Origin of the sequence: Stenotrophomonas sp. LST15-1-1.1 (assembly GCF_040815575.1) — a bacterium.
Taxonomy (GTDB): Bacteria; Pseudomonadota; Gammaproteobacteria; order Xanthomonadales; family Xanthomonadaceae; genus Stenotrophomonas; species Stenotrophomonas lactitubi_B.
This window is the reverse complement of the sequence record NZ_JBFPNJ010000003.1, coordinates 1-20,503: the sequence shown is the minus strand read 5'-3', so window position 1 is coordinate 20,503 and position 20,503 is coordinate 1. Positions and strand designations below refer to the sequence as shown.

Here is a 20,503-nt window from a genome sequence, read left to right as displayed (position 1 = left end):
CAATCTTTGGCGGGAGCCGCTGCGAAAGCGTATCTATATCGCACTTCCCGCGCCCGCTTCAAGGGCGGTCCGTGGCGCGGGGCGTGGCGCCGGGCTGAACGTGACCGGATTGGCAATCACTGCGCAGCCGGGCAAGGGACGCTGCGTTGCATATTGCCGGGGAGGCGCGCAGCCGGCGTTGCCGCTACCATCAACGCCTTGCCTGACAGGTGCGCCCATGCCGTTGAACGTCATCGTGGTGATGGATCCCATCGCCCACATCAAGATCGCCAAGGACACCACGTTCGCCATGCTGCTGGAAGCCCAGCGGCGCGGCCACGCCCTGCACTACGTGCGCCCGGGCGGGTTGGCGCTGGAAGGCGGGGTGGCCGTGGCCTGGACCGCCCCCCTGCAGGTGCGCGACGACCCGGCCGGCTGGTACGAGCTGGGCGCATTCAGCCGGACTGAATTCGGTCCCGGCCAGATCGTGCTGATGCGGAAGGACCCACCGGTCGACGCCGAGTACGTCTACGACACCCAGGTGCTGGATGTCGCCGCCGCCGCCGGCGCCTGCGTGGTCAACAACCCGCAGGGCCTGCGCGACTACAACGAGAAGCTGGCCGCGCTGCTGTTCCCGCAGTGCTGCCCGCCCACCCTGGTCAGCCGCGATGCCAAGGCGCTGAAGGCCTTCGCGCTGGAACACGGCCAGGCCGTGCTGAAGCCGCTGGATGGCATGGGCGGGCGCTCGATCTTCCGCAGCGGCCAGGGCGACCCCAACCTGAACGTGATCCTGGAAACGCTGACCGACGGCGGCCGCAAGCTGGCCCTGGCGCAAAAGTTCATCCCCGACATCACCGCCGGCGACAAGCGCATCCTGCTGGTCGATGGCGAGCCGGTCGACTACTGCCTGGCGCGCATTCCGCAGGGCGATGAGTTCCGCGGCAACCTGGCCGCCGGTGGCCGTGGCGAAGGCCGTCCGCTGAGCGAACGCGACCGCTGGATCGCCGCGCAGGTCGGCCCGGAGATGAAGCGCCGTGGCATGCGCTTCGTCGGTCTGGACGTCATCGGTGACTACCTGACCGAGGTCAACGTGACCAGTCCGACCTGCGTGCGCGAACTGGACGCGCAGTACGGCCTGAACATCGCCGGCACCCTGTTCGACGCGATCGAGGCCGATCTGCCCTGATGGACGCCGCACCTGCCGTCCTCGCCCCGCCGCCGCGCGAAGCGCAGCGGCTGGGCGCCACCATCGCCCTGTCGGTGCTGGTGCACGCCCTGCTGATCCTCGGGGTCGGCTTTGCCGTGAAAGGCGATGCGCCGCTGGTACCGACGCTGGAAGTGATCTTCAGCCAGACCCGTACCGCGCTGACCCCGAAGCAGGCGGATTTCCTGGCCGCCGCCAGCCAGGAAGGCGGTGGCGAGCATGATCGTGCGCAGCGCCCACGCGACAACCAGGCCGGCATCGTGCCGCAGGCACAGTCCGGCATCAGCCCGGTACCGCAGCAGCAACAGTCGGCAGCACCGGTGCCGCCGCCGCAGGCGCGGGTGGTCAGCAGCCGCAATGGCGAGGACACGGTGGCCCTGGCGCAGTCGCGCCCTACCCCGTTGCAGCCCACGCCGGATGCACCACTGACCGCCCGCGAACAGCGCGATGCCGAGATGGCGCGGTTGGCAGCGGAAGTACACCTGCGTTCGGCGCAGTACGCCAAGCGCCCGAACCGGAAATTCGTTTCGGCCAGTACACGCGAATACGCCTATGCCAATTACCTGCGCGCGTGGGTGGACCGCGCAGAGCAGGTCGGCAACCTGAACTACCCCGACGAAGCGCGGCAGCGCCGGCTGGGTGGGCAGGTGGTGATCAGCGTGGGGGTGCGCCGCGATGGCAGCGTGGAAAGCAGCCGCATCCTGCGCTCCAGCGGCACGCCCCTGCTGGATGAGGCGGCGCTGCGGGTGATCCAGCTGGCGCAGCCGTTCCCACCGTTGCCCGACAGCGACGATCAGATCGACATCCTGCAGGTCACGCGCACATGGGTGTTCCTGCCGGGTGGCGAACTGCGCGACGACCGGTAAGGGTTTCTGCCCGGGCCTGCGGCCCGGGACCCGCTGGAAGCAACTGCAACTGCAAGATCAAGAGCGGCGGTCGGTGTACTGAAGTCTGGCGGGGCGGTGTCGGGCGGCGGGGACGCCGCAAGTACATCCCTGCAGGCTTAGCCGCGGCATCCATGCCGCGGATACCCCGCCACCCCACACCGCCCCACCCCTGACAGATCGCGGCGCATCTTTGCTGTTGGTAGCTGTCGACCTTGGTCGACACGATGCATCCACGCCATGCCTGCACAGTAGATCCACGCCATGCGTGGATGCGAGCGAAGCGACCGGCTTTTGACTTTGATTTTTTTGAATTTCCGTGGCGGACGCGCACGGAAACTGTCCGTGGCCGGGCGGGTGGGCTGCGCAGGGGCGTGAGCCGCATGGATGCGGCGACCGAGCTTACATGGACGTACTTGCAGCGTACCCTGCGCAGCCCACCCGCCCGGCCAATCCACGGCTTCTGCTTTCATCGACACGCCACGAGGGGCTCAGCCGTTGGCTTTCGCCTTCGCGTCCCGCGCAGCCTGCTGCTCGACCAGCGTCAGCGCCACGTTGTCGCGCAGGTACGCCGGCTCGACCTTCTCCGGCGCAATGCCTTCGCCACGTGCGAACGCCGGCACCGCCAGTGCCAGCACATCCGCTGCATGCGGCAGCGCCGTCGCATCGAAGCGGCGCAGACCCGGACCCAGCTGCGCGACCAGCGCGCCCTCCGCCGCGGCAAAACCGGTGCCGACCCCGTAGACGGATGCGTCTTCCGGCAACGACACCGCCGTTGGCACGCACACGCGCTCGGCATCACGCGCCACCGGCAGTCCATCCACGCGTTCAAAGCGTGCCACGTACAACTCGCCCATCCGCGCATCGATCGCCGACAGGATCTGCTTCTCTTCCACCGGTGCGCGCAATGCCAGCACCTGCAGCGTCGACACCGGCAGCAATGGGCGATCCAGCGCCAGCGCGATGCCCTGTGCCAAGGCGATCGCCAGGCGCACACCGGTGAACGCACCGGGACCGCGGCTGAGCGCGATGCCGTCCAACTGGCGGCGGCTGATGCCGGCTTCGGCGAGCAGTTCCTCCGCCCACGGCAGGCTCAGTTCGGCGTGCCGGCGGGGGGCGATCTCGAAGCGCTCCAGTACCTGCCCATCAACATGCAGGGCTACGGAACAGGCTTCGGTGGCGGTTTCAAAGGCGAGCAGTTTCATCGGATCGGGTCAGAACAGGGGGAACGTGGCACCGGGGGCCGGCTCCGGGCCCGCCACGGCGGCGGTCGCGGCTGCGGCATCTGCCACGGGGGCCCATTGTGGCGCAAAGAAGGCCTGCACATCGGCCAGTGCCCGGGTTCGCCGGAACGGCGGCAGCGACTGCAGGAAGACCTTGCCATAGCCACGGTTGAGCAGGCGCGGGTCGCACAGTACCAGCACACCCCGGTCGGTCTCGCTGCGGATCAGTCGGCCTACTCCCTGCTTCAGGGCAATGACCGCCTGTGGCAACTGCTCGTCGCGGAACGGATTGCCGCCCTGGGTACGGATTGCTTCCAGCCGCGCTTCATACACCGGGTCATCGGGCGTAGCGAAAGGCAGCTTGTCGATCACCACCACGCTCAAGGCCTCGCCAACCACATCCACGCCTTCACGGAAGCTGGCCGAGCCCAGCAGCACGCCATTGCCGGATTCACGGAAACGCTGCAGCAGGGTCGCGCGCGGCGCTTCGCCCTGTACGAACAGCGGCCAGGGGCCATCACGCAACGCCTCGGCCGCCTCGCGCAGCGCACGATGCGAAGCGAACAACAGGAACGCCCTGCCCTGCGACGCCTGCAGCACCGGGCGCAGCACCTGGATCAGTGCGGTTCCGAAACCGCGCGCGGCCGGATCGGGCAGACCTTCAGGCAGGTAGCACAGTGCCTGCTCGGGCCAGTTGAACGGGCTGGGCTGCACCAGCGTCTGCGGATCATCCAGGCCCAGGCGCGTAGCGATGTGCTCGAAGCCGCCGCCAACGGTCAGCGTGGCCGAGGTGAAAATCCAGGCGGCATGACTGCGCTCGCGATGTTCGCGCAGCGGCGCGGACACATCCATCGGCGTGCGCTGGCAACGGAAACCGCGCGGGGTCAGCTCGTACCAGAGCACGTCACCGCCGCTGGCGGGTGCTTCTGCAGGATCGGCATCGAAGTCGAGCGCAGGCTCTTCATCGCCCAGCCAACGGCCCAGCCGCGAAATCGCCTCACGTGCGCGCGCATGGCAGGCATCCAGGCCAGCAGCGGCTTCGCGCAAGGGCTGCAGTGCCTGCTCCAGCACCACCAGGCTGGACATCACCGCATCGAAGCCTTCGCGCACCTGCGGCATCGCCAACGCCCGCCACTGCGTACCGCGCGCGGGCAGCCCCTCCATTGCAGCACGCAGCGCAGACAAGGCCTGCTGCAGATGATCGACCGGCTCCTGCAATGCCGACTGCGCGCCACCCACGCCGCGCGCTTCAGCCAGACAGTCACGGCCCAGCTCCTGCCAGGGGCGCATGCCGAAGCCCTCGCCGAAGAACTGCGCGGCCAGCTCAGGCAACTGATGGGCCTCGTCGATGACGAAGGCCTGCGCACCGGGCAGCAGCTCACCGAAGCCCTCCTGCTTGAGCGCGAGATCGGCCAGCAGCAGATGGTGGTTGACCACGACCAGATCGGCGGCCTGCGCACGCTGGCGGGCACGCACGACGAAACAGTCATCCCAGAAGGGACACTCATTGCCCAGGCAGTTGTCGACGGTGGAGGTGACCATCGGCAGCAGCGGAGAGTCATCGGCCAGACCATCGAGCTCGGCGATATCGCCCGATTCCGAGCGCCCGGACCAGGCCAGGATGCGCTGGAACTGTGCCGCCTGCTCGGGGCTGGAAAAGCGCGGTTCACCGCGTGCCTGCTGCAGGCGATAGCGGCACAGGTAGTTGCTGCGTCCCTTCAGCAACGCACTGCGCAGGCCGACGCCCAGCGCCTGGCGCACGCGCGGCAGATCACGGTGGTAGAGCTGGTCCTGCAGCGCGCGGGTGCCGGTGGAAATGATGGTGCGCATTCCGGACAGCAGTACCGGCACCAGATAGGCAAAGGTCTTGCCGGTGCCGGTACCGGCTTCGGCTAGCAGCAGGTCGCGCTGCTGCATCGACGCGGCAATGGCCTCGGTCAGGCGCAGCTGCGCGGGACGCGGGACGAATGCATCCAGATGGGAGGCGAGCGCGCCGCCTTCGCTGAGGGCTTCGCGGCTGGCATGGACAAGGTCGGACATCAGGTGGAAAGGATACCCGGCCGGGCGCTGCCCGGCACCCGTTTCAGGCCAGAGCACAGGCAAAAGCAACGGCAACAGCGCTTGTTCATGGCTCTGGGTTGCTACGTGCCGAGGTGGGTCGGACAGGGCAGGCAGGACACGCCGTGAACCCATCCCTGGGGGCTCGATGGCGCCATCCATGGCGCCAACGGTCCTGCCTGCCCTGCCCGCCCCACCCTCGACAGTTTCCCGGTGACGGAATGCAAAGGCAGAGCGGAAGCGGTTGGTTTGACGGAAAATGTAGAAGGGGTCGGAGCCGTTTTCCTTTGGAAAACGGTTCCGACCCCTCAGCGAGCGCGCGCAGCGCGCGACCCGCGTTTGATTTTGATTTTCCTCTCCGTGGCTGGCCGCACACGGAAACTGTCTGAGGTCGGGCGGGGTGGGTTTGCGGGGGTGTCCGCGGCATGGATGCCGCGGCCAAGCCCCCAAGGACGGGTTCACGGCGTCCCCCGCGAACCCACCCCGCCCGGCCAAGCGCAGCTTTTGCTTTCGGCGGCCAAACAGCCAGCCACGAGGGGCTGCGCCGTTGGCTGGAAACCTAGTACCGCTTGATCCCCGGCACCGTGCAACCTTCGATCTGCGCGTGCGCGGACACCGCATTCTCCTTCTCGCCCCGCGCCAGGCGCGCCTGCTCGATCGTCGCCCAGTGCCGGCGGCACAACGGCCCCGTCTTCGAACCCAGGTCCACAGCCTTGCGTGCGAATGTTTCCGCCTCCGCCCACTGGCCCTGCAGCAGCGCCAGTTCCGCGCGTTCCTGCAATACCGACGGGTCGCCGGCCACGATCTGCAACGCCTGGTCCAGGCTGCCGGCCGCGCCGACCAGATCATTGGCCTGGCGCTGGGTCAGCGCCGTCTGCCGCAGATCCTCCACCTGCGAATCGCGCAGCGGCTGCACCGACAGTTCCTTGTCATCCGGACCGGCGGCGGCTTCCACCGCTGCCAGTCGCTGTGCAGGCGTGGTGGTGTCCACCGGCTTGACCACCTGCGGCGCGCTGCTCACGCAGGCCGCCAAGGCCAGGCTGAGGCCACTCAGGACCAGGGGCTGGAACAGCGAACGGATAGTCATCGGCATCATCGGCTTGGAGGAGGAGTCGCTGCAGCGGGTGCTGCGGCAGGTTCAGCGGCGGGTTCCGGTTTACGGTCGAGGCCGAACCAGCTGCGCCAGCCGCCGCCCTCGCCTTCGGCACCACCCTGCGCGTCCGGCACGGCGGCCGGTGCACACGGCTCGTAAGCAGGCGCGTAGCCCACCACGAACGGGAATCGCCGCGCGCCCGGGCAGCCTTCATCGGTACTGTTGGTACCGGTCGCTGCAACCGGTTGCCAGTCGAGGCCCTTGTTGCTGACCTTCAACGGCGCCGTCGGCAGGCGCTGGAAGATGCCTGACCAGACCCGCATCGCCCCAGTGGCGCCATACAGGCCGGCCTGTTCATTCTGGTCGTTGCCCATCCAGATCACCGCCAGATGGTCGCCGGTGTAACCGGCATACCAGCTGTCGCGGCCATCGTTGGTGGTGCCGGTCTTGCCGGCCGGCTGCAGGCGGCCGAGGCCATCAGCATTCAAGCGCTGCGCGGTACCACTGGCCACCACCTGCTGCAGACCGATGCTGATCAGGTTGGCGGCAATCGAGTCGCCTTCCTGTGCCGGTGCGGGGGTCTTGTCGTAGCGCTTGAGCAGCTTGCCCTGCGGATCAAGGACACCACGCACCGCGTGCAGCGGCTGGATCTCGCCACCTGATGCCAGGAACTGGTACAGCTGCGCCATCGCGTACGGGCTCTGGTCGGTCGAACCGAGGATCACCGCCGGGTTTGCCTCGGCCTTGATGCCGGCCAGCACGTGGATCAGCTGGGTCACCCGCTCCGGGCCAACCTGCATGCCCACGCGGACCGTGGCCTGGTTGTAGGAATGGGCCAGCGCGTCGATCAGGCGCACGGTGCCATGGCTGCGATTGTCCGCATTGCCGGGATTCCAGTTGCGGCCGCGGCTGAGCTGCACGGTCACCGGCGAATCGTCGACCCAGCTGGCCAGCGAATAGCGGTCCGGCTGCGCGAGTGCCAGCAGGTACACGAAGGGCTTGAGCAGCGAGCCAACCGGGCGCTGCGCCTCGATGGCGCGGTTGAAGCCGACCTCGGACACTTCGCGGCTGCCGATCACCGCCACCACGTCACCGTTGTGCACGTCGGTCATCACCAGGCCGGCCTGCAGCTCGGGGCGACGCTTGCTTTCCAGCGACTTGATGGTGCGCGTGACCGCGCCTTCGGCATACGCCTGCGCGGACGGCGACATGCCGCTCATCACGCTCAGGCCGGCGCCCTGCAACGCAGATTCCGGATAGTCGTGGCCAAGCTGGCGACGCACCAGGTCAACGTAGGCGGGGAAGCGGTTGGCTGCCACCAGGCCCGGGGTCTTGGGCACGCCCAGCGGCGCCTTCAACGCCCGCTGGTACTCGGCATCGTCGATCAGGGTCGCCTCGTGCAGCTTGCCCAGCACGAAGTTGCGACGGTCCAGCGCGCGCTCCGGATTGCGCCGCGGGTCGTAGTAGGACGGCCCCTTGACCAGGCCGATCAACAGCGCTATCTGCTCGGTTTCCAGAGAGGAGAGATCACGGCCGAACCAGAACTCGGCGCCGGAGGACATGCCGTGGATCGCCTGGCTGCCGCGCTGGCCCAGATACACCTGGTTGAGGTACGCCTCGAAGATGGTGCGCTTGTCATAGCGCGCTTCCATGATCAACGCGTACAGCACTTCGTTGAATTTGCGGGTGACCGTCTGTTCCTTGCCGATGCCCAGCAGGCCACTGCGGGCCAGCTGCTGGGTCAGGGTCGAAGCGCCCTGCCGGCTCTGCCCACCGGAGCGGACGGTCACCCAGACCGCGCGCGCGATACCGGACAGATCGATGCCGTGATGGCGGTTGAAGTCCTTGTCCTCGACCGCCTGCAGGCCAGTGACCAACAGGTCCGGGGCCTCGTTCATGCGGATCAGGCGGCGCTCTTCCTGCTTCTGGCCATACAGCGTGGCGATGCGCGCAGGATCCATGCGGGCCGCCTTCAGCGCCTTGCGGCTGTCGGCGTCGCGCAGCGAGGCGATGCTGCCGCCGGACAGCGACAGCTCGACCCGACGCGGTGCGACCTGGCCATCGACGTCGTTGTAGCCGCGGCTGGAGATGACGAAACGCCCACCCTGCACCGCATAGGTTGCCGGTTCCTTGCCCTGGCCATCATCGCGATAGGCCGAGGCGGCCAGTTCGGTCTTCAGGGTTGCCGCATCCATCGCCTTGCCGGGCAACAGCACCAGCGGGCGTGCATAGACGCGCGTCGGGATCTGCCAGCGCAGTTCACCGAAGCGTTGTGTCACCTGTTGGTTCAGGTACAGCGTATAGGGGATCAGGAAACCCAATCCCAACGCGACCGCCGCCATGCTCCAGGTGATCAGCCGGCGGCGCCAGAGCGGACCGGTGTCCTGCTGGTCGTCGTCGAAATCGTCGATATCGTCTGAATCGTAGCGTCGGGGCACGGGAATGCGACAATGTAGGGTCTGGCGAGTCTACCCCAGCCACTGCGGCAGGCGAATTCTCCCGACCCCCCTGCTTAAGCTGGAGTTGCAACCGGATGGCGATGTCCCTGGCCGAAATCCGCTACCTGATCAATCGCCTGACCGGTCTGGCCCGCCGCAGCCTGGCCAGCCTGCGTACCCGCGGCTGGCGGGCCACCTGGCAGCGGATCCGTGTGCACACCCAGCGCGCCGTTCCAGCACCGCGCAAACCGTTGTACCTGCCACCGGCACAGCCGTTCGCTCCCTTCGCGGTGCCCACCAGCGATACGCCGGAAGTAAGCATCGTCATTCCGGTCTACAACCACGTCGACCATACCCTGGCCTGCCTGCGCGCCCTGGCCGCGCACCCGCCGTCGGTGGCCTGCGAGATCCTCGTGGTGGACGACGGCAGCAGCGACGCAACGGTGCAGTGGATGCCGCAGATCAGCGGCCTGCGTTACGAAGTGCGCGAGCGCAACGGTGGCTTCATCGAGGCCTGCAACGACGGCGTATCGCGCACGCGTGGCCGCTACGTGGTGCTGCTCAACAACGATACGGTGCCGCAGCCGGGCTGGCTGGAGGCATTGCTGGACACCTTTGCGACCGTCACCGATGCCGGCCTGGTCGGCAGCCAGCTGCTGTACCCCGACGGCCGCCTGCAGGAATCGGGCGGGGTGATCTTCGCCGATGGCAGTGGCTGGAGTTACGGCCGTTTCGAAGCGGCCGATGATCCCCGCTTCGCCAGCCTGCGCGACGTCGACTACTGCTCCGGCGCCGCACTGATGCTGCCCCGTGCACTGTGGCAGCAGCTGGGCGGCTTCGACACCCGCTACAAGCCGGCCTACTACGAAGACACCGACCTGGCGTTCCGTGTGCGTGCGCAGGGGCTGCGGGTGCTGGTGCAGCCGGCCAGCCGGGTGATCCACGATGAAGGCACCAGCAACGGCACCGATACCGGCAGCGGCGTGAAGGCGTACCAGGTACGCAACCAAGGTGTTTTCGCAGCCACATGGGCCGCTGAACTGGCCTCTCATCCCAAGGTTGGTGAAGTGCCCTCGCCTGCGCTGCTGCTGCGCGGCCGGCGCCAGGTGCTGATCCTGGATGAGGAAGTGCCGCGCCCGGAACGCGACTCCGGCTCGCTGCGGCAGGTCAACCTGATCCGCCTGCTGCTGCAGGGCGGCGCCCACGTGGTGTTCGTGCCCACCCGGCGCGAACACGGCGGCGTGGCGACCGAAGCCCTGCAGCGGATGGGCGTGGAAGTCTGGTACACGCCCTTCCTGGACGGTGTTGCAGGCTGGCTGCGCAGCCATGGCACCCGCTTCAACGTGGTGATGATGGTGCGCCACCACGTCGCCAACGAATGCCTGCCGCTGCTTGAGCGCTACGCGCCGCAGGCGCGCACCGTGTTCGACACCGTCGACCTGCACTACCTGCGCGAGCGCCGTGGCGCGGAAGTGGCGGGCGATGCCGGCCTGCTGCGCAACGCCGAGCGCACCCGCGCCAGCGAACTGGCAGTGATGGACCAGTGCGACATCACCGTGCTGGTCAGCGCCGCCGAGCGCGAACAGCTGCAGGCCGATGCCCCCCAAGTCCGGGTGGAGCTGATCTCCAACCTGCATGAAGTCGCCGGCACGGGCGCACCGTTCGCGCAGCGCCACGACCTGGTGTTCGTCGGCGGCTTCCGCCACCCGCCGAACCTGGATGCGATGGAGTGGTTCATCGGCGACGTGTTCCCGCGCATCCGCGATGCGCTGCCGCAGGTGCGCCTGCATTGCATCGGTGCCGGCGCACCGGACACGCTGCTTGCACTGGCTGCTACCCAGCCGGGCGTGGTGATGCATGGCTTCGTCGAAGACATCGTGCCGTACATGGACGGCGCCCGGATCGCCATCGCGCCGCTGCGTTTCGGCGCCGGCGTGAAGGGCAAGATCAATCTGAGCATGGCCCATGGCCAGCCCGTGGTCGGCACTACCTGCGCGGTCGAAGGCATGCACCTGCGCGCCGGCCACGATGTGCTGGTGGCCGATGATGCAGCCGGCTTTGCCGATGCGGTGGTCCGCCTGTACCAGGACCCCGTGCTGTGGCAGCAACTGGCCGCCGCTGGCCTGGCCAACGTGGCCGAGCATTTCTCGCTGGATGCCGCGTCGGCGACCGTGCAGCGGGTGTTCTTCGACTAGTCGATGTGGCCGCCAGCGTGCCGCAGGCGGTCCTCGAACGCGGGAAGTTCGGCCAGATCCGGCTGCAGCCGCCGCACCTGCTCCACGGCCGAGGCGGCGAATTCCACATCACCGCGACCCAGCCGCTCGCTGCCGATCGCCAGCCAGCGCTGCGCCAGACGGGCACGCGCATCGGGCAATCCTGCAGCCGTCGGCGCCAGGGTCTGCCAGGCCTGCAGGCACGCACCTGCGGCCTGCACCCGGTTCTGTCGCAGGTTGTCATCGAAGCAGGACCTGCTGGCGGGCAGCAGGCGCGCTGCCGCCGCCTTGACCCGGCTGTCGCGCGGCGCCAGTGCCTGCGCTTCGCGTAGCGCATCGAAGGCGCTGTGACCGGGGGGACTGATCCACTGCCCGGCGCGCTCGGCGCGATCGATCTGGCGCAACCGATCGCGCAGCTGGCGCTCACGCTGGGCCGTGCTGATGCCCGGTTGCTGCAATGACTGGCGCGCCTGCCGCGCACGCTGCAGGCGCTGTGCCAGCTGCTGCTGTGCCGCCTGCGAGGCGCCCAGCCCCGCCGCGAGCGCAGCGTCCTTGTCGGCCGCCTCGAACTGGAAGTCGTCGGCCCGCTTCTGGCTGCGTGCCAGCAACGCCTGCACGGTCTGCTCGCGCCCCCGCAATGCAGCGGGATCATCGGCGGTGACCGCGAGCACGGCCTGGAAACTGTCGCCAGCCGTCTCGAGCTGCTGCCGTTTGAGCGCACGCTGACCCTGCTGCAGCCGCTGGTCGATGGCCTGGGCCAGCGCTTCCTGGCTGGCTGGAAGATCGGAATGACCTGCATCGAACTGGTGTGCACGCTGCAGGATCGCGGCCGCCGTGGCCAGTTCGCCGCGTGCCGCCTGTGCTCGCGCCTGCTGCAGCAGATCGCTCAACGCGTCCTCGCGCCCTTCCAGTGCAGGCAGGTTGTCCGGCTGCAGTGTCAGCACACGCTGGAACAACGGCAACGCGCTGCTGTCGCCGTCGTCCAGCCGCCCGGCGGCGAAAGCATTGCGGGCCTGCGCAAGCAGCGCGCCGATGCCAGCGCCGGCACGACGACGCGCCTGCAGCTGCTGGGCCAGCGCATCCGCTTCGGCGCGGGGCACCTGCAGCTCACGCGCCAACGCCAGCGCCTGCGCGCAGCCGTCCAGGTCGCCCGCCTGCAGCCGCTCACGCGATTGCTGCAACGCCGCCGCGCCGGTGCGGGCCAGGCCCTGCCGCGCCTGCGGGCGGTCGCCGTCCAACGCCAGCACCGCCTGGTAACGCTCGCGCGCGCCGCTGCCGTCGGCCGCAGTCAGGCGCCCTTCCGCCAGCGCGCGATCGCCTTCGGCCAGCAGTTGTTCTATCTGTGGCTCATCCCAGAACCAGTCGGCCAGCGGCTTGCGCACCAGCACCAGCAGCACGAACACCGCTGCAGCCGCCAGCACTGCCCAACGCCACACCCGTCGCGCATGACGCGCCTGCAGCCACCACCAGCGGCTTTCACGGCGAACGCGATCGAGCGCCGGATGTGCGGCGCCGTGTGAGCGATGCGGGGGCTCGCGTTCCATGCGTGCAGGGTAGCCGGGGCAGCGTGAAGCTCAGCCCAGACGACGCGCCTCGCTGACGCCGGGCAGCGCATCGAGCTTGCCCAGCAGGTTCGACAACTGGCCGTAGTCGCTGACCTTCAGCCGCAGGCGCAGATGCGCGCGGCCACTGTTGCGGACGTTGTCGCTGTGGATGTCCAGCACGTAGGCGTCTTCCTGTGCGATCAGGTTGGTGATGTCCTTCAGCAGCCAGCGGCGGTCGACCGCCTCGACCACCACGTCCACTTCGTAGCCGCCGCCGGCCTGGCCCCATTCCACCGGCAGGATCCGCTGCGGGCTCGATGCGGCCAGCCGCGCCAGTGCAACGCAGTCTGCACGATGCACCGTGACACCGCGGCTACGGGTCAGGTAGCCGACAATCGGTTCGCCCGCCACCGGCTGGCAGCAACGCGCCAGCTGTACCAGCAGATTGCCCACGCCCTGCACGGTGAACTTGGACTTGCCCAGGTTCTCGCGGCGCGCGGTCGGCCGCGGCAGGGACGGCGATGCGACCGGCTGGCTGGCCGCACGCTCGGCTTCCAGCAGCGAACGGCTGACCTGGTTGGGGCCGGTATCGCCGAGGGCGACCTGGATGTAGAGGTCGTCGACACTGTCGGCATGGAACTTCTTCGCCGCCGCGGACAGGTCCGAATGCTGCAGGCCCAGCCGCTTCAGTTCGCGCTCCAGCAGCTCGCGCCCTGCCTGCACGTTGCGCGCCCGGTCCAGCTTGTGGAACCAGCTGCGCACCTTCTCGCGCGAGCGGTTGCTGGCCAGGAAGCCGTTGGCCGGCATCAGCCAGTCGCGGCGCGGGTCGGCCTCCTTGCCGGTCAGGATCTCGACCCGGTCACCGCTGCGCAGGCGGTAGGTCAGCGGCACGATGCGCCCATTGACCTTGGCCCCGCGGCAGCGGTGCCCGACCATGGTGTGCACCTGGTAGGCAAAATCCAGCGGCGTTGCGCCCTGCGGCAGGTCCAGCACCTCATCCTTCGGGGTCAGCGCGTAGACCCGGTCCTCGGTCAGCTCGGCATCGAGCGCGCCGGCCAGTTCATTGCCCTGCCCGTCCTGTGCCTGCTCCAGCAGCTGGCGCATCCAGGTGATCTTGCGATCGAATGACTTCTCCGCGCCCTTGCCGCCTTCCTTGTACTTCCAGTGCGCGGCCACGCCCAGCTCGGCCTGCGCGTGCATGTCGTGGGTGCGGATCTGCACTTCGATGGTGCGCCCTTCCGGGCCGACCACCGCCGTGTGCAGCGAGCGGTAATCGTTGGCCTTGGGCCGGGCGATGTAATCGTCGAACTCGCTCGGCACCGGCGCCCACAGCGCATGCACCACGCCGAGCGCGGCGTAGCAGGCGGCCACATCGTCGACCATCACCCGTACCGCACGGATGTCATACAGCTGGTCGAAGGCCAGGCGCTTTTTCTGCATCTTTCGCCAGATGCTGTAGATGTGCTTGGGCCGGCCACTGACCTCGGCGTGGATGCCCTGCACGCCCAGTTCGCGCGACAGCACCTTCTTCACGTTCTCGACATAGCGCTCGCGGGCGATGCGCGTTTCGTCGACCTCGCGCGCGATACGGCGGTAGGTTTCCGGTTCCAGGTGGCGGAACGCCAGGTCTTCCAGTTCCCATTTCAACTGCCAGATGCCCAGCCGGTTGGCCAGCGGCGCATGGATGTCGCGGGTCAACTGGGCCAGCGCGCGGCGCTGCTCCTCATCGAGCTTGTCGGCCGCGCGCATGCGCGCCAGCTGCCGGGCCAGCAGGATCGGCACCACCCGCAGGTCGCGGATGATGGCCAGCAGCAACCGGCGCAGGCCTTCGCTGTTGCGGCCCGCCTCGCGACCGGCGTGCAGGGCCCACACTGGATCGGCCGCGTCCTGGCCGTCGAGCAGGCCGATCACTGCCGCCTTGTGGCTGCCCAGCGGCAACGCGTCGAGGTGGACGCGCAGGCCCGGCAGATCGAACAGCAGGGCCGCCACCACGGCGCCCTCGTCTGCCGACAGCATCGCCAGCGCGTCCAGGGTATCGCCCAGCACCGACCAGCTGGCACGCATCTGCGGGTCGCAGTCCGGCGCTTCCCAATGCCCGCGCAGGGCCTGGCGCAGCGGAGCAGGCAGCACGGCTGCCGAGGGACGGTTCAACAAGGCATCCAGGCCGGGGACGGAAGCGCGGTTCACAGCATCGAGCAGGCAAGACAGAGGCCTCTACACTAGCGCCGCAGCCGTTCAGGAACAATCGCCGCGGCCGCCATCGCCGGGAATGTGGACATGCCGCTACACTCGCCGGCATCCACTGGAGAGTTCCGCCATGCCTTCGATCACCCTGCCATTCCGCCCTCGCCTGCTGGCCTGTGCCGCCGTGCTGCTGTCCCTGTCGACGCCCGCGCTGGCCCAGCGCGTGGTGCAGGGTGACCTGCAACAGCAGATGTCAGCAGCCGAATTCAAGGCCGCCGGCCTGGACAAGCTCAATGCCGCCGAGCTGGCGACGCTGAACCGCTGGCTGCAGGGCAAGGTTGAAGCCGCCACCACCGAGGCGGTCGCTGCGGTCCGCGAAGAAGCGCGCGAAGAAGGCCGTCAGGAAGTGATCGTGAAGAACCGCGGCTTCTTCGACTTCGGCAGCAACGAGCCGATCAGCGGCGTGCTGCAGGGCGAATTCCGCGGTTTCGGCAAGGGCCGGATCTATGTGCTGGACAATGGGCAGCAGTGGGAACAGACCGATACCACCTCGGTTTCCGGCGTGCGCAAGCAATCACCGAAGGTCAGCATCAGCCCCGGGGTGATGGGCGTGTGGTACCTGAAGGTTGAAGGCGTGAACACCCAGCCCAAGGTCCGCCGCACCAAGTAACGGCGCCATCGGCCGCTACCGCCGAGACCCACCGTACATCCACGCCATGCGTGGATGGCATGGCGCTTGACCCCACCGGCGAGCACCCGGCGGGGTCAGGGCCAGGGGTTACGAGGCCTGGCGCAGTGCGGTCACCCGCTGCGCCAGTTTCTTCGCCGAAACGCCGGTGCGTGCGCCCAGTTCCTGCGCGAACAACGACACCCTCAGTTCTTCCAGGTCCCAGCGCAATGCCTGCCATTGCGGTCGTTCGCGCAGGCCCTGCTGCTCGCCCACCTGCAACGCCTCCAGGAACGGATGCAGTTCCAGCATGCGCGCCTGGTCACGCGGCGGATCGCGCTTGGCACGTTCGGTGCGCAGGATCATCGCTTTCAGGTAGCGCGGGTACTGCGCCAGGGCATCGGCCGGCGTGTCGCGCAGGAAGCCCGGATGGATCAGTCCAACCAGCTGCGCTTCCATGTCATCCAGATTGCCGCGCGCCCAGCCCATCAACGGTGCCTCCAGCATCGGCTTCAACTCGGCCACCAGGGCAAGGATCGACTCGGCCAGCTTCAACCGCTGCATGGCTTCGCCGAACAGCATTTTTGCCGCATGTTCACGACGCTGCTCGAACGCCGCCACATCGCGGATATCGCCCAGACCATCAGCCAGCACGGCATTCAGCGCCGCATCGACCAGATCGCCACGCAGGCGTTCCTGGGTTTCGATCGAGGCGTACAACAGTCCGGTTTTCGGCGCGACCGGCAACTGCTTGCGTGCCTGCTTGATCTTCTCGCCCAGGCCGATCTCCAGCAGCCGGCGCACGCCGAGCGGGTGCAATTCCTCGGCCTGTTGGCGATCGGCGTAGATACGCAGTGCGGCGCTCTCCCCTTCATCCTTCAGCGCGGGATAGGCCGGCACGCCGGCTTCACCCGGTACCTGCAGCGGAATCGGTGTGGCCGGGAAGGTGCGCAGGCCATCGGCCGCCATCTCGCGCCCCGCACGTGCGGCGAATGCATCGCCGGCACGGCCGCCGAACTTCGCACGCAGCGCATCCAGGTCGCGCGACGTCGCCAGCACCTTGCCCTGCTCGTCGCGCAGGCGCAGGTTCATGTGCAGGTGCGGCTCGATTGAACCGGGCTCGAAATCGATCGCAGCCACACTTGCCCCGGTTGCCCGTGACAGGAAGCGCGCCAGTTCACCGGTGATCGCGTCGGCGCTGGGCTGCGGGAAAGCCTCGTAGAACGCACGCGCGAAATCCGGCGCCGGCACGTAGTTGCGCCGCATGGCCTTGGGCAGGCTGCGGATCAGCGCCGCCGCCTTGTCGGCAACGAAACCGGGCGCGAGCCATCCCAACTGCACTGCATCCAGTGCATTGAGCAGATGCAGCGGAACGTCCAGGGTCACACCGTCATCCTCGGCGCCCGGCTCGAAACGGTAGTGCAGCGGCAGCCGCGCCTGGCCCAGGGCCAGGTACTTCGGGTAGCGCTCCTGCTCGCTGCCTTCGCCCGGCAGCAGATCCACCAGCGACCAGTGCAGGCCCTTGCGCTGTTCCGGCGGCAACGCCTTCCACCACGCATCCAGCCCGGACGCGGAGTGGATCTGCGGCGGCACCCGGTCCAGGTACCAGCGTGCCTGCCAGTCTTCGTCTGCGACGATGCCAGCGCGGCGCAGCTTGGCTTCTTCCTCGCGCGCCTGCTCCAGCACCTTCTGGTTGTCGGCCACGAAGCTGGCACGGGTGTTTATTTCACCGGTCACCAGTGCCTGGCGCACGAAAATGTCGTGCGCCTCGCCGGCATTGATGCGGCCGTAATGCACCGGTTTCTTCGGTGCCAGCACCAGCCCGAACAGGCTGATCTGCTCGGAGGCCAGCACCTGGCCCTGTGCACGCGACCAGTGCGGATCGAAGTGCTTGCGCAGCAGCAGATGCGGCAGCTCGGCGATCACCCAGTCCGGCTCGATTGCCGCCAGGGTCATGCCCCACACCTTCTGCGTATCCAGCAGGTTGGCGGCCAGTAGCCACGGTGGCGGCCGCTTGGACAGCGTCGAGCCCGGGAACGGCAGGAAACGGCGTTGGCGCGGCGCCTGGAAATCGCCTTTTTCGCTGCGATGGCCGATCTGCGTGGGCAGGCCCGCCACCAGCGCCCGATGCAGGGTCTGGTAGGCATTGGCGCGCGCGCGCTCGCTGTAGCCGCCGCCCTCCGGAGCCTGATCTTTCTGTGCGCGTGCAGCAACCGGTGCCGGCGTTGCTTCGGCCTTGCCCTCGCGGGCCAGGCGCGCGGCACGGTGCAGCTGGCCACGGGTCGCCTTCACTGCGGTGGCGTCATCGCGGGCCGTCGGTGGTGCGCTGCTGCCGGCCAGCAACGGCGCCATCGATGCCTCGTTGGCCTCTTCCTTCCAGCCCAGTTCCTCGCACAGCAGGCGCAGCTGCCGGTGCAGCTCGCGCCACTCGCGCATGCGCAGGAAGCCGAGGAAATGACGGCCGCACCAGTCGCGCAGCTTGGACTGGGTCAGGTCTTCGTGGGCCTGCCGGTAGGCATCCCACAGGCGCAGCACACCGACAAATTCAGAGCGGCCGTCAGCAAACTGCGCATGCGCGCTGTCGGCCGCACCACGCGCTTCCGGCGGGCGTTCGCGCGGATCCTGGATGCCCAGGAACGAGGCGATCACCAGCATCGGCCGCAGGCAGCCGGCGGCCTGTGCGGCAACCAGCATGCGTGCCAGCTTCACGTCCACCGGCAGGCGTGCCATCTGCTTGCCGATCGCGGTCAGATGGCGCTCGCTGTCGATCGCCCCCAGCTCGGTCAGATGCTGCCAGCCGTCGGCCACGGCGCGCTCGTCGGGCGCCTCCAGGAACGGGAAGTCCTCGATGCGGCCCAGGCCGAGCTGCAGCATACGCAGGATCACCCCGGCCAGGCTGGAACGACGGATTTCCGGATCAGTGAACTCCGGTCGTGCCTGGAAATCGGCCTCGGCATACAGGCGGTAACAGATACCTTCAGCCACACGGCCACAGCGGCCCTTGCGCTGGTTGGCGCTGGCCTGCGAGATCGGCTCGATATGGAGGCGGTCAAGCTTGTTGCGTGGGCTGTAACGCTTGACGCGAGCGAAACCAGGGTCGACCACATAGCGGATGCGCGGCACCGTCAGCGAGGTCTCGGCCACGTTGGTGGCCAGCACGATGCGTCGGTTCGGACCCGGGTTGAACACGCGGTCCTGGTCCTGGTTGGACAGCCGCGCGTACAGCGGCAGCACTTCGGTATTGCGGTACTTGCGCCGTTCCAGCGACTGGTGCGCATCGCGGATCTCGCGCTCGCCCGGCAGGAAGATCAGCACATCACCGCGCGAATCCAAGCGGGTGATTTCATCGATGGCCGAGACAATGGCATCGTTGACGGTGCGCTCGCCCTGCTCTTCGCCCTCGCCTTCCAGCGCGCGATAGCGCACCTCCACCGGATAGGTACGGCCTTCGACGCTGATCACCGGCGCGTTGTCGAAATGCTGGGCGAAACGCTCGGTGTCGATGGTCGCCGACGTGACGATCAGCTTCAGGTCCGGGCGTTTGCGCAGCAGCTGCTTGAGATAGCCGAGCAGGAAGTCGATGTTGAGGCTGCGTTCGTGCGCTTCGTCGACGATGATCGTGTCGTAGTTCGACAGCCAGCGGTCGCTGGCGATCTCCGCCAGCAGGATGCCGTCGGTCATGAACTTGATGCGGGTGTCTTCGCCGACCTTGTCATTGAAGCGCACCTGGTAGCCCACCAGCTGGCCCAGTTCGCTGTGCAGCTCCTGCGCGACACGGCTGGCCACCGCACGTGCAGCGATCCGGCGCGGCTGCGTGCAGCCGATCATGCCCGCCTGGCCACGGCCGGCGGCCAGGCACAGTTTCGGCAGCTGCGTGGTCTTGCCCGAGCCGGTTTCACCGGCGATCACCACCACCTGATGGTCGCGGATCAACTGGGTGATGGTCTCGGCTTCACGCGCAATCGGCAGCTGAGGGTCCAGAGTAATGGCCGGCTGTTGTTGCGCCCGCGCCTGCCGGCGCTGCACCGATACCTGCAAGGCCTGCTCGAAGCTGGCGGCCAGCGCCGCATCCTGTGGCTTGGCCTGGCAACGCGAGAGCATTCCCAGCAATCGTCCACGGTCGCGGCTCATGGCGCCGTCGATGGCGGCACGCTGTTGGCGCTGGCGGGACTGCGGCATTTTGTCGATAGCGTTCATCAATCGGTTCGTTTAAAACTTTGAATGCGACCAGTCATCAAGACTGATTTATTGTGAAGGCCAACGATTCCACAAGGAGGAACCCCATGGCGAAGACCAAGAGCACGACCAAGCCCAAGACCGGCAAGCAGAAGCTTGCGGCTTCCGCGCCGTCGGCCCCCAACATCGATATCGGGATCACCCAGGGCGACCGCAAGAAGATCGCCGACGGTCTGGCGCGGTTCCAGGCCGATGCGTTCACGCTTTATCTGAAGACCCACAACTTCCATTGGAATGTCACCGGGTCGATGTTCAACTCGCTGCACACCATGTTCGAGACGCAGTACACCGAGCAGTGGGCGGCACTGGACGATGTGGCCGAGCGCATCCGCGCACTGGGCTTCAATGCCCCGGGCTCCTACCGGGAATTTGCTGCGCTGACCTCGATCGTCGAGGAGCCTGGCCTGACCGACAGTGCGGACTGGCGTGAAATGGTACGCCAGTTGGTGGTCGCCAACGAAGCGGTATGCCGTACGGCACGTGAAGTGCTGGATGTGGCCGACGACGCTGACGACGCCCCGACCGAGGATCTGATGACCCAGCGCCTGCAGACCCACGAGAAGTACGCGTGGATGCTGCGCTCCCTGCTCCAGTAAGGGTTGGGAGTTCTCGGCAGGGCTGCGCCCTGCACCCGCAGAGGCCCAGGCAACGGCAACTGCCGAAGCAAGAGCTGGTTTCCTGGGGGTTGGCGGGGTGGGTCCGGTTGCGGGGGACGCCGTGAATACGTCCCTGTAGGCTCGGTCGCGCCATCCATGGCGCTCACGCCCCCGCAACCGGACC

At 67.9% G+C, this 20,503-nt stretch carries 12 protein-coding genes; 5 read left to right on the top strand and 7 right to left on the bottom strand.

From position 1 onward, the window contains the following. Positions 1-217 precede the first annotated feature (217 nt). A complete protein-coding gene (gene gshB, locus MRBLST15_RS07140; RefSeq protein ID WP_265953444.1) occupies positions 218-1,165 on the top strand; it encodes a glutathione synthase in 948 nt (315 codons plus the stop codon). Continuing rightward, the gene (locus MRBLST15_RS07135) at positions 1,165-2,049 is read left to right on the top strand and encodes an energy transducer TonB family protein (protein ID WP_205406159.1); all 885 of its coding nucleotides are present in this window, start codon (positions 1,165-1,167) and stop codon (positions 2,047-2,049) included. The genes gshB and MRBLST15_RS07135 overlap by 1 nt, the downstream gene beginning before the upstream one ends. A 509-nt stretch (positions 2,050-2,558) precedes the next feature. On the opposite strand, the gene tsaB is transcribed toward MRBLST15_RS07135, so the two are convergent. From tsaB to mrcB, 4 genes are all read right to left on the bottom strand, one after another. Continuing rightward, positions 2,559-3,272, bottom strand: a complete 714-nt coding sequence (gene tsaB, locus MRBLST15_RS07130) for a tRNA (adenosine(37)-N6)-threonylcarbamoyltransferase complex dimerization subunit type 1 TsaB (protein WP_367785571.1) — start codon at positions 3,270-3,272, stop codon at positions 2,559-2,561. Between the two features lie 9 nt (positions 3,273-3,281). Then, positions 3,282-5,330, bottom strand: coding sequence for an ATP-dependent DNA helicase (locus tag MRBLST15_RS07125; protein ID WP_367785570.1), 2,049 nt, complete (start codon positions 5,328-5,330; stop codon positions 3,282-3,284). Between the two features lie 577 nt (positions 5,331-5,907). Continuing rightward, positions 5,908-6,444: a hypothetical protein gene (locus MRBLST15_RS07120; protein WP_265954475.1), complete on the bottom strand. Its 537-nt coding sequence runs from the start codon at positions 6,442-6,444 to the stop codon at positions 5,908-5,910. Then, the gene (gene mrcB / locus MRBLST15_RS07115) at positions 6,441-8,879 is read right to left on the bottom strand and encodes a penicillin-binding protein 1B (RefSeq protein ID WP_265954477.1); all 2,439 of its coding nucleotides are present in this window, start codon (positions 8,877-8,879) and stop codon (positions 6,441-6,443) included. The genes MRBLST15_RS07120 and mrcB overlap by 4 nt, the downstream gene beginning before the upstream one ends. 95 nt (positions 8,880-8,974) lie before the next feature. Here mrcB and MRBLST15_RS07110 point away from each other — a divergent pair, with 95 nt between their 5' ends. Further along, positions 8,975-11,074, top strand: coding sequence for a glycosyltransferase (locus tag MRBLST15_RS07110; RefSeq protein ID WP_367785569.1), 2,100 nt, complete (start codon positions 8,975-8,977; stop codon positions 11,072-11,074). On the opposite strand, the gene MRBLST15_RS07105 is transcribed toward MRBLST15_RS07110, so the two are convergent. Both MRBLST15_RS07105 and MRBLST15_RS07100 read right to left on the bottom strand, forming a co-directional pair. Further along, positions 11,071-12,636 (bottom strand): hypothetical protein, encoded by a 1,566-nt coding sequence (locus MRBLST15_RS07105; protein ID WP_367785568.1) that lies wholly within the window; start codon positions 12,634-12,636, stop codon positions 11,071-11,073. The genes MRBLST15_RS07110 and MRBLST15_RS07105 overlap by 4 nt on opposite strands. Positions 12,637-12,666: 30 nt before the next feature. Then, positions 12,667-14,823, bottom strand: a complete 2,157-nt coding sequence (locus tag MRBLST15_RS07100) for a bifunctional (p)ppGpp synthetase/guanosine-3',5'-bis(diphosphate) 3'-pyrophosphohydrolase (protein ID WP_265954483.1) — start codon at positions 14,821-14,823, stop codon at positions 12,667-12,669. Positions 14,824-14,953: 130 nt separating this feature from the next. On the opposite strand from MRBLST15_RS07100, the gene MRBLST15_RS07095 reads away from it, so the two are divergent. Beyond that, entirely contained in the window at positions 14,954-15,490 is a 537-nt protein-coding gene (locus MRBLST15_RS07095; protein ID WP_265954485.1) for a hypothetical protein, read from the top strand. A 108-nt stretch (positions 15,491-15,598) separates the two neighbouring features. Here MRBLST15_RS07095 and hrpA read toward each other — a convergent pair whose 3' ends face one another. Then, on the bottom strand, positions 15,599-19,684 hold the full coding sequence (gene hrpA, locus MRBLST15_RS07090; protein WP_367785567.1) for an ATP-dependent RNA helicase HrpA: 4,086 nt from the start codon (positions 19,682-19,684) through the stop codon (positions 15,599-15,601). A gap of 86 nt (positions 19,685-19,770) precedes the next feature. Here hrpA and MRBLST15_RS07085 point away from each other — a divergent pair, with 86 nt between their 5' ends. Then, positions 19,771-20,319, top strand: a complete 549-nt coding sequence (locus MRBLST15_RS07085; protein WP_025879374.1) for a Dps family protein — start codon at positions 19,771-19,773, stop codon at positions 20,317-20,319. Positions 20,320-20,503: the final 184 nt, after the last annotated feature.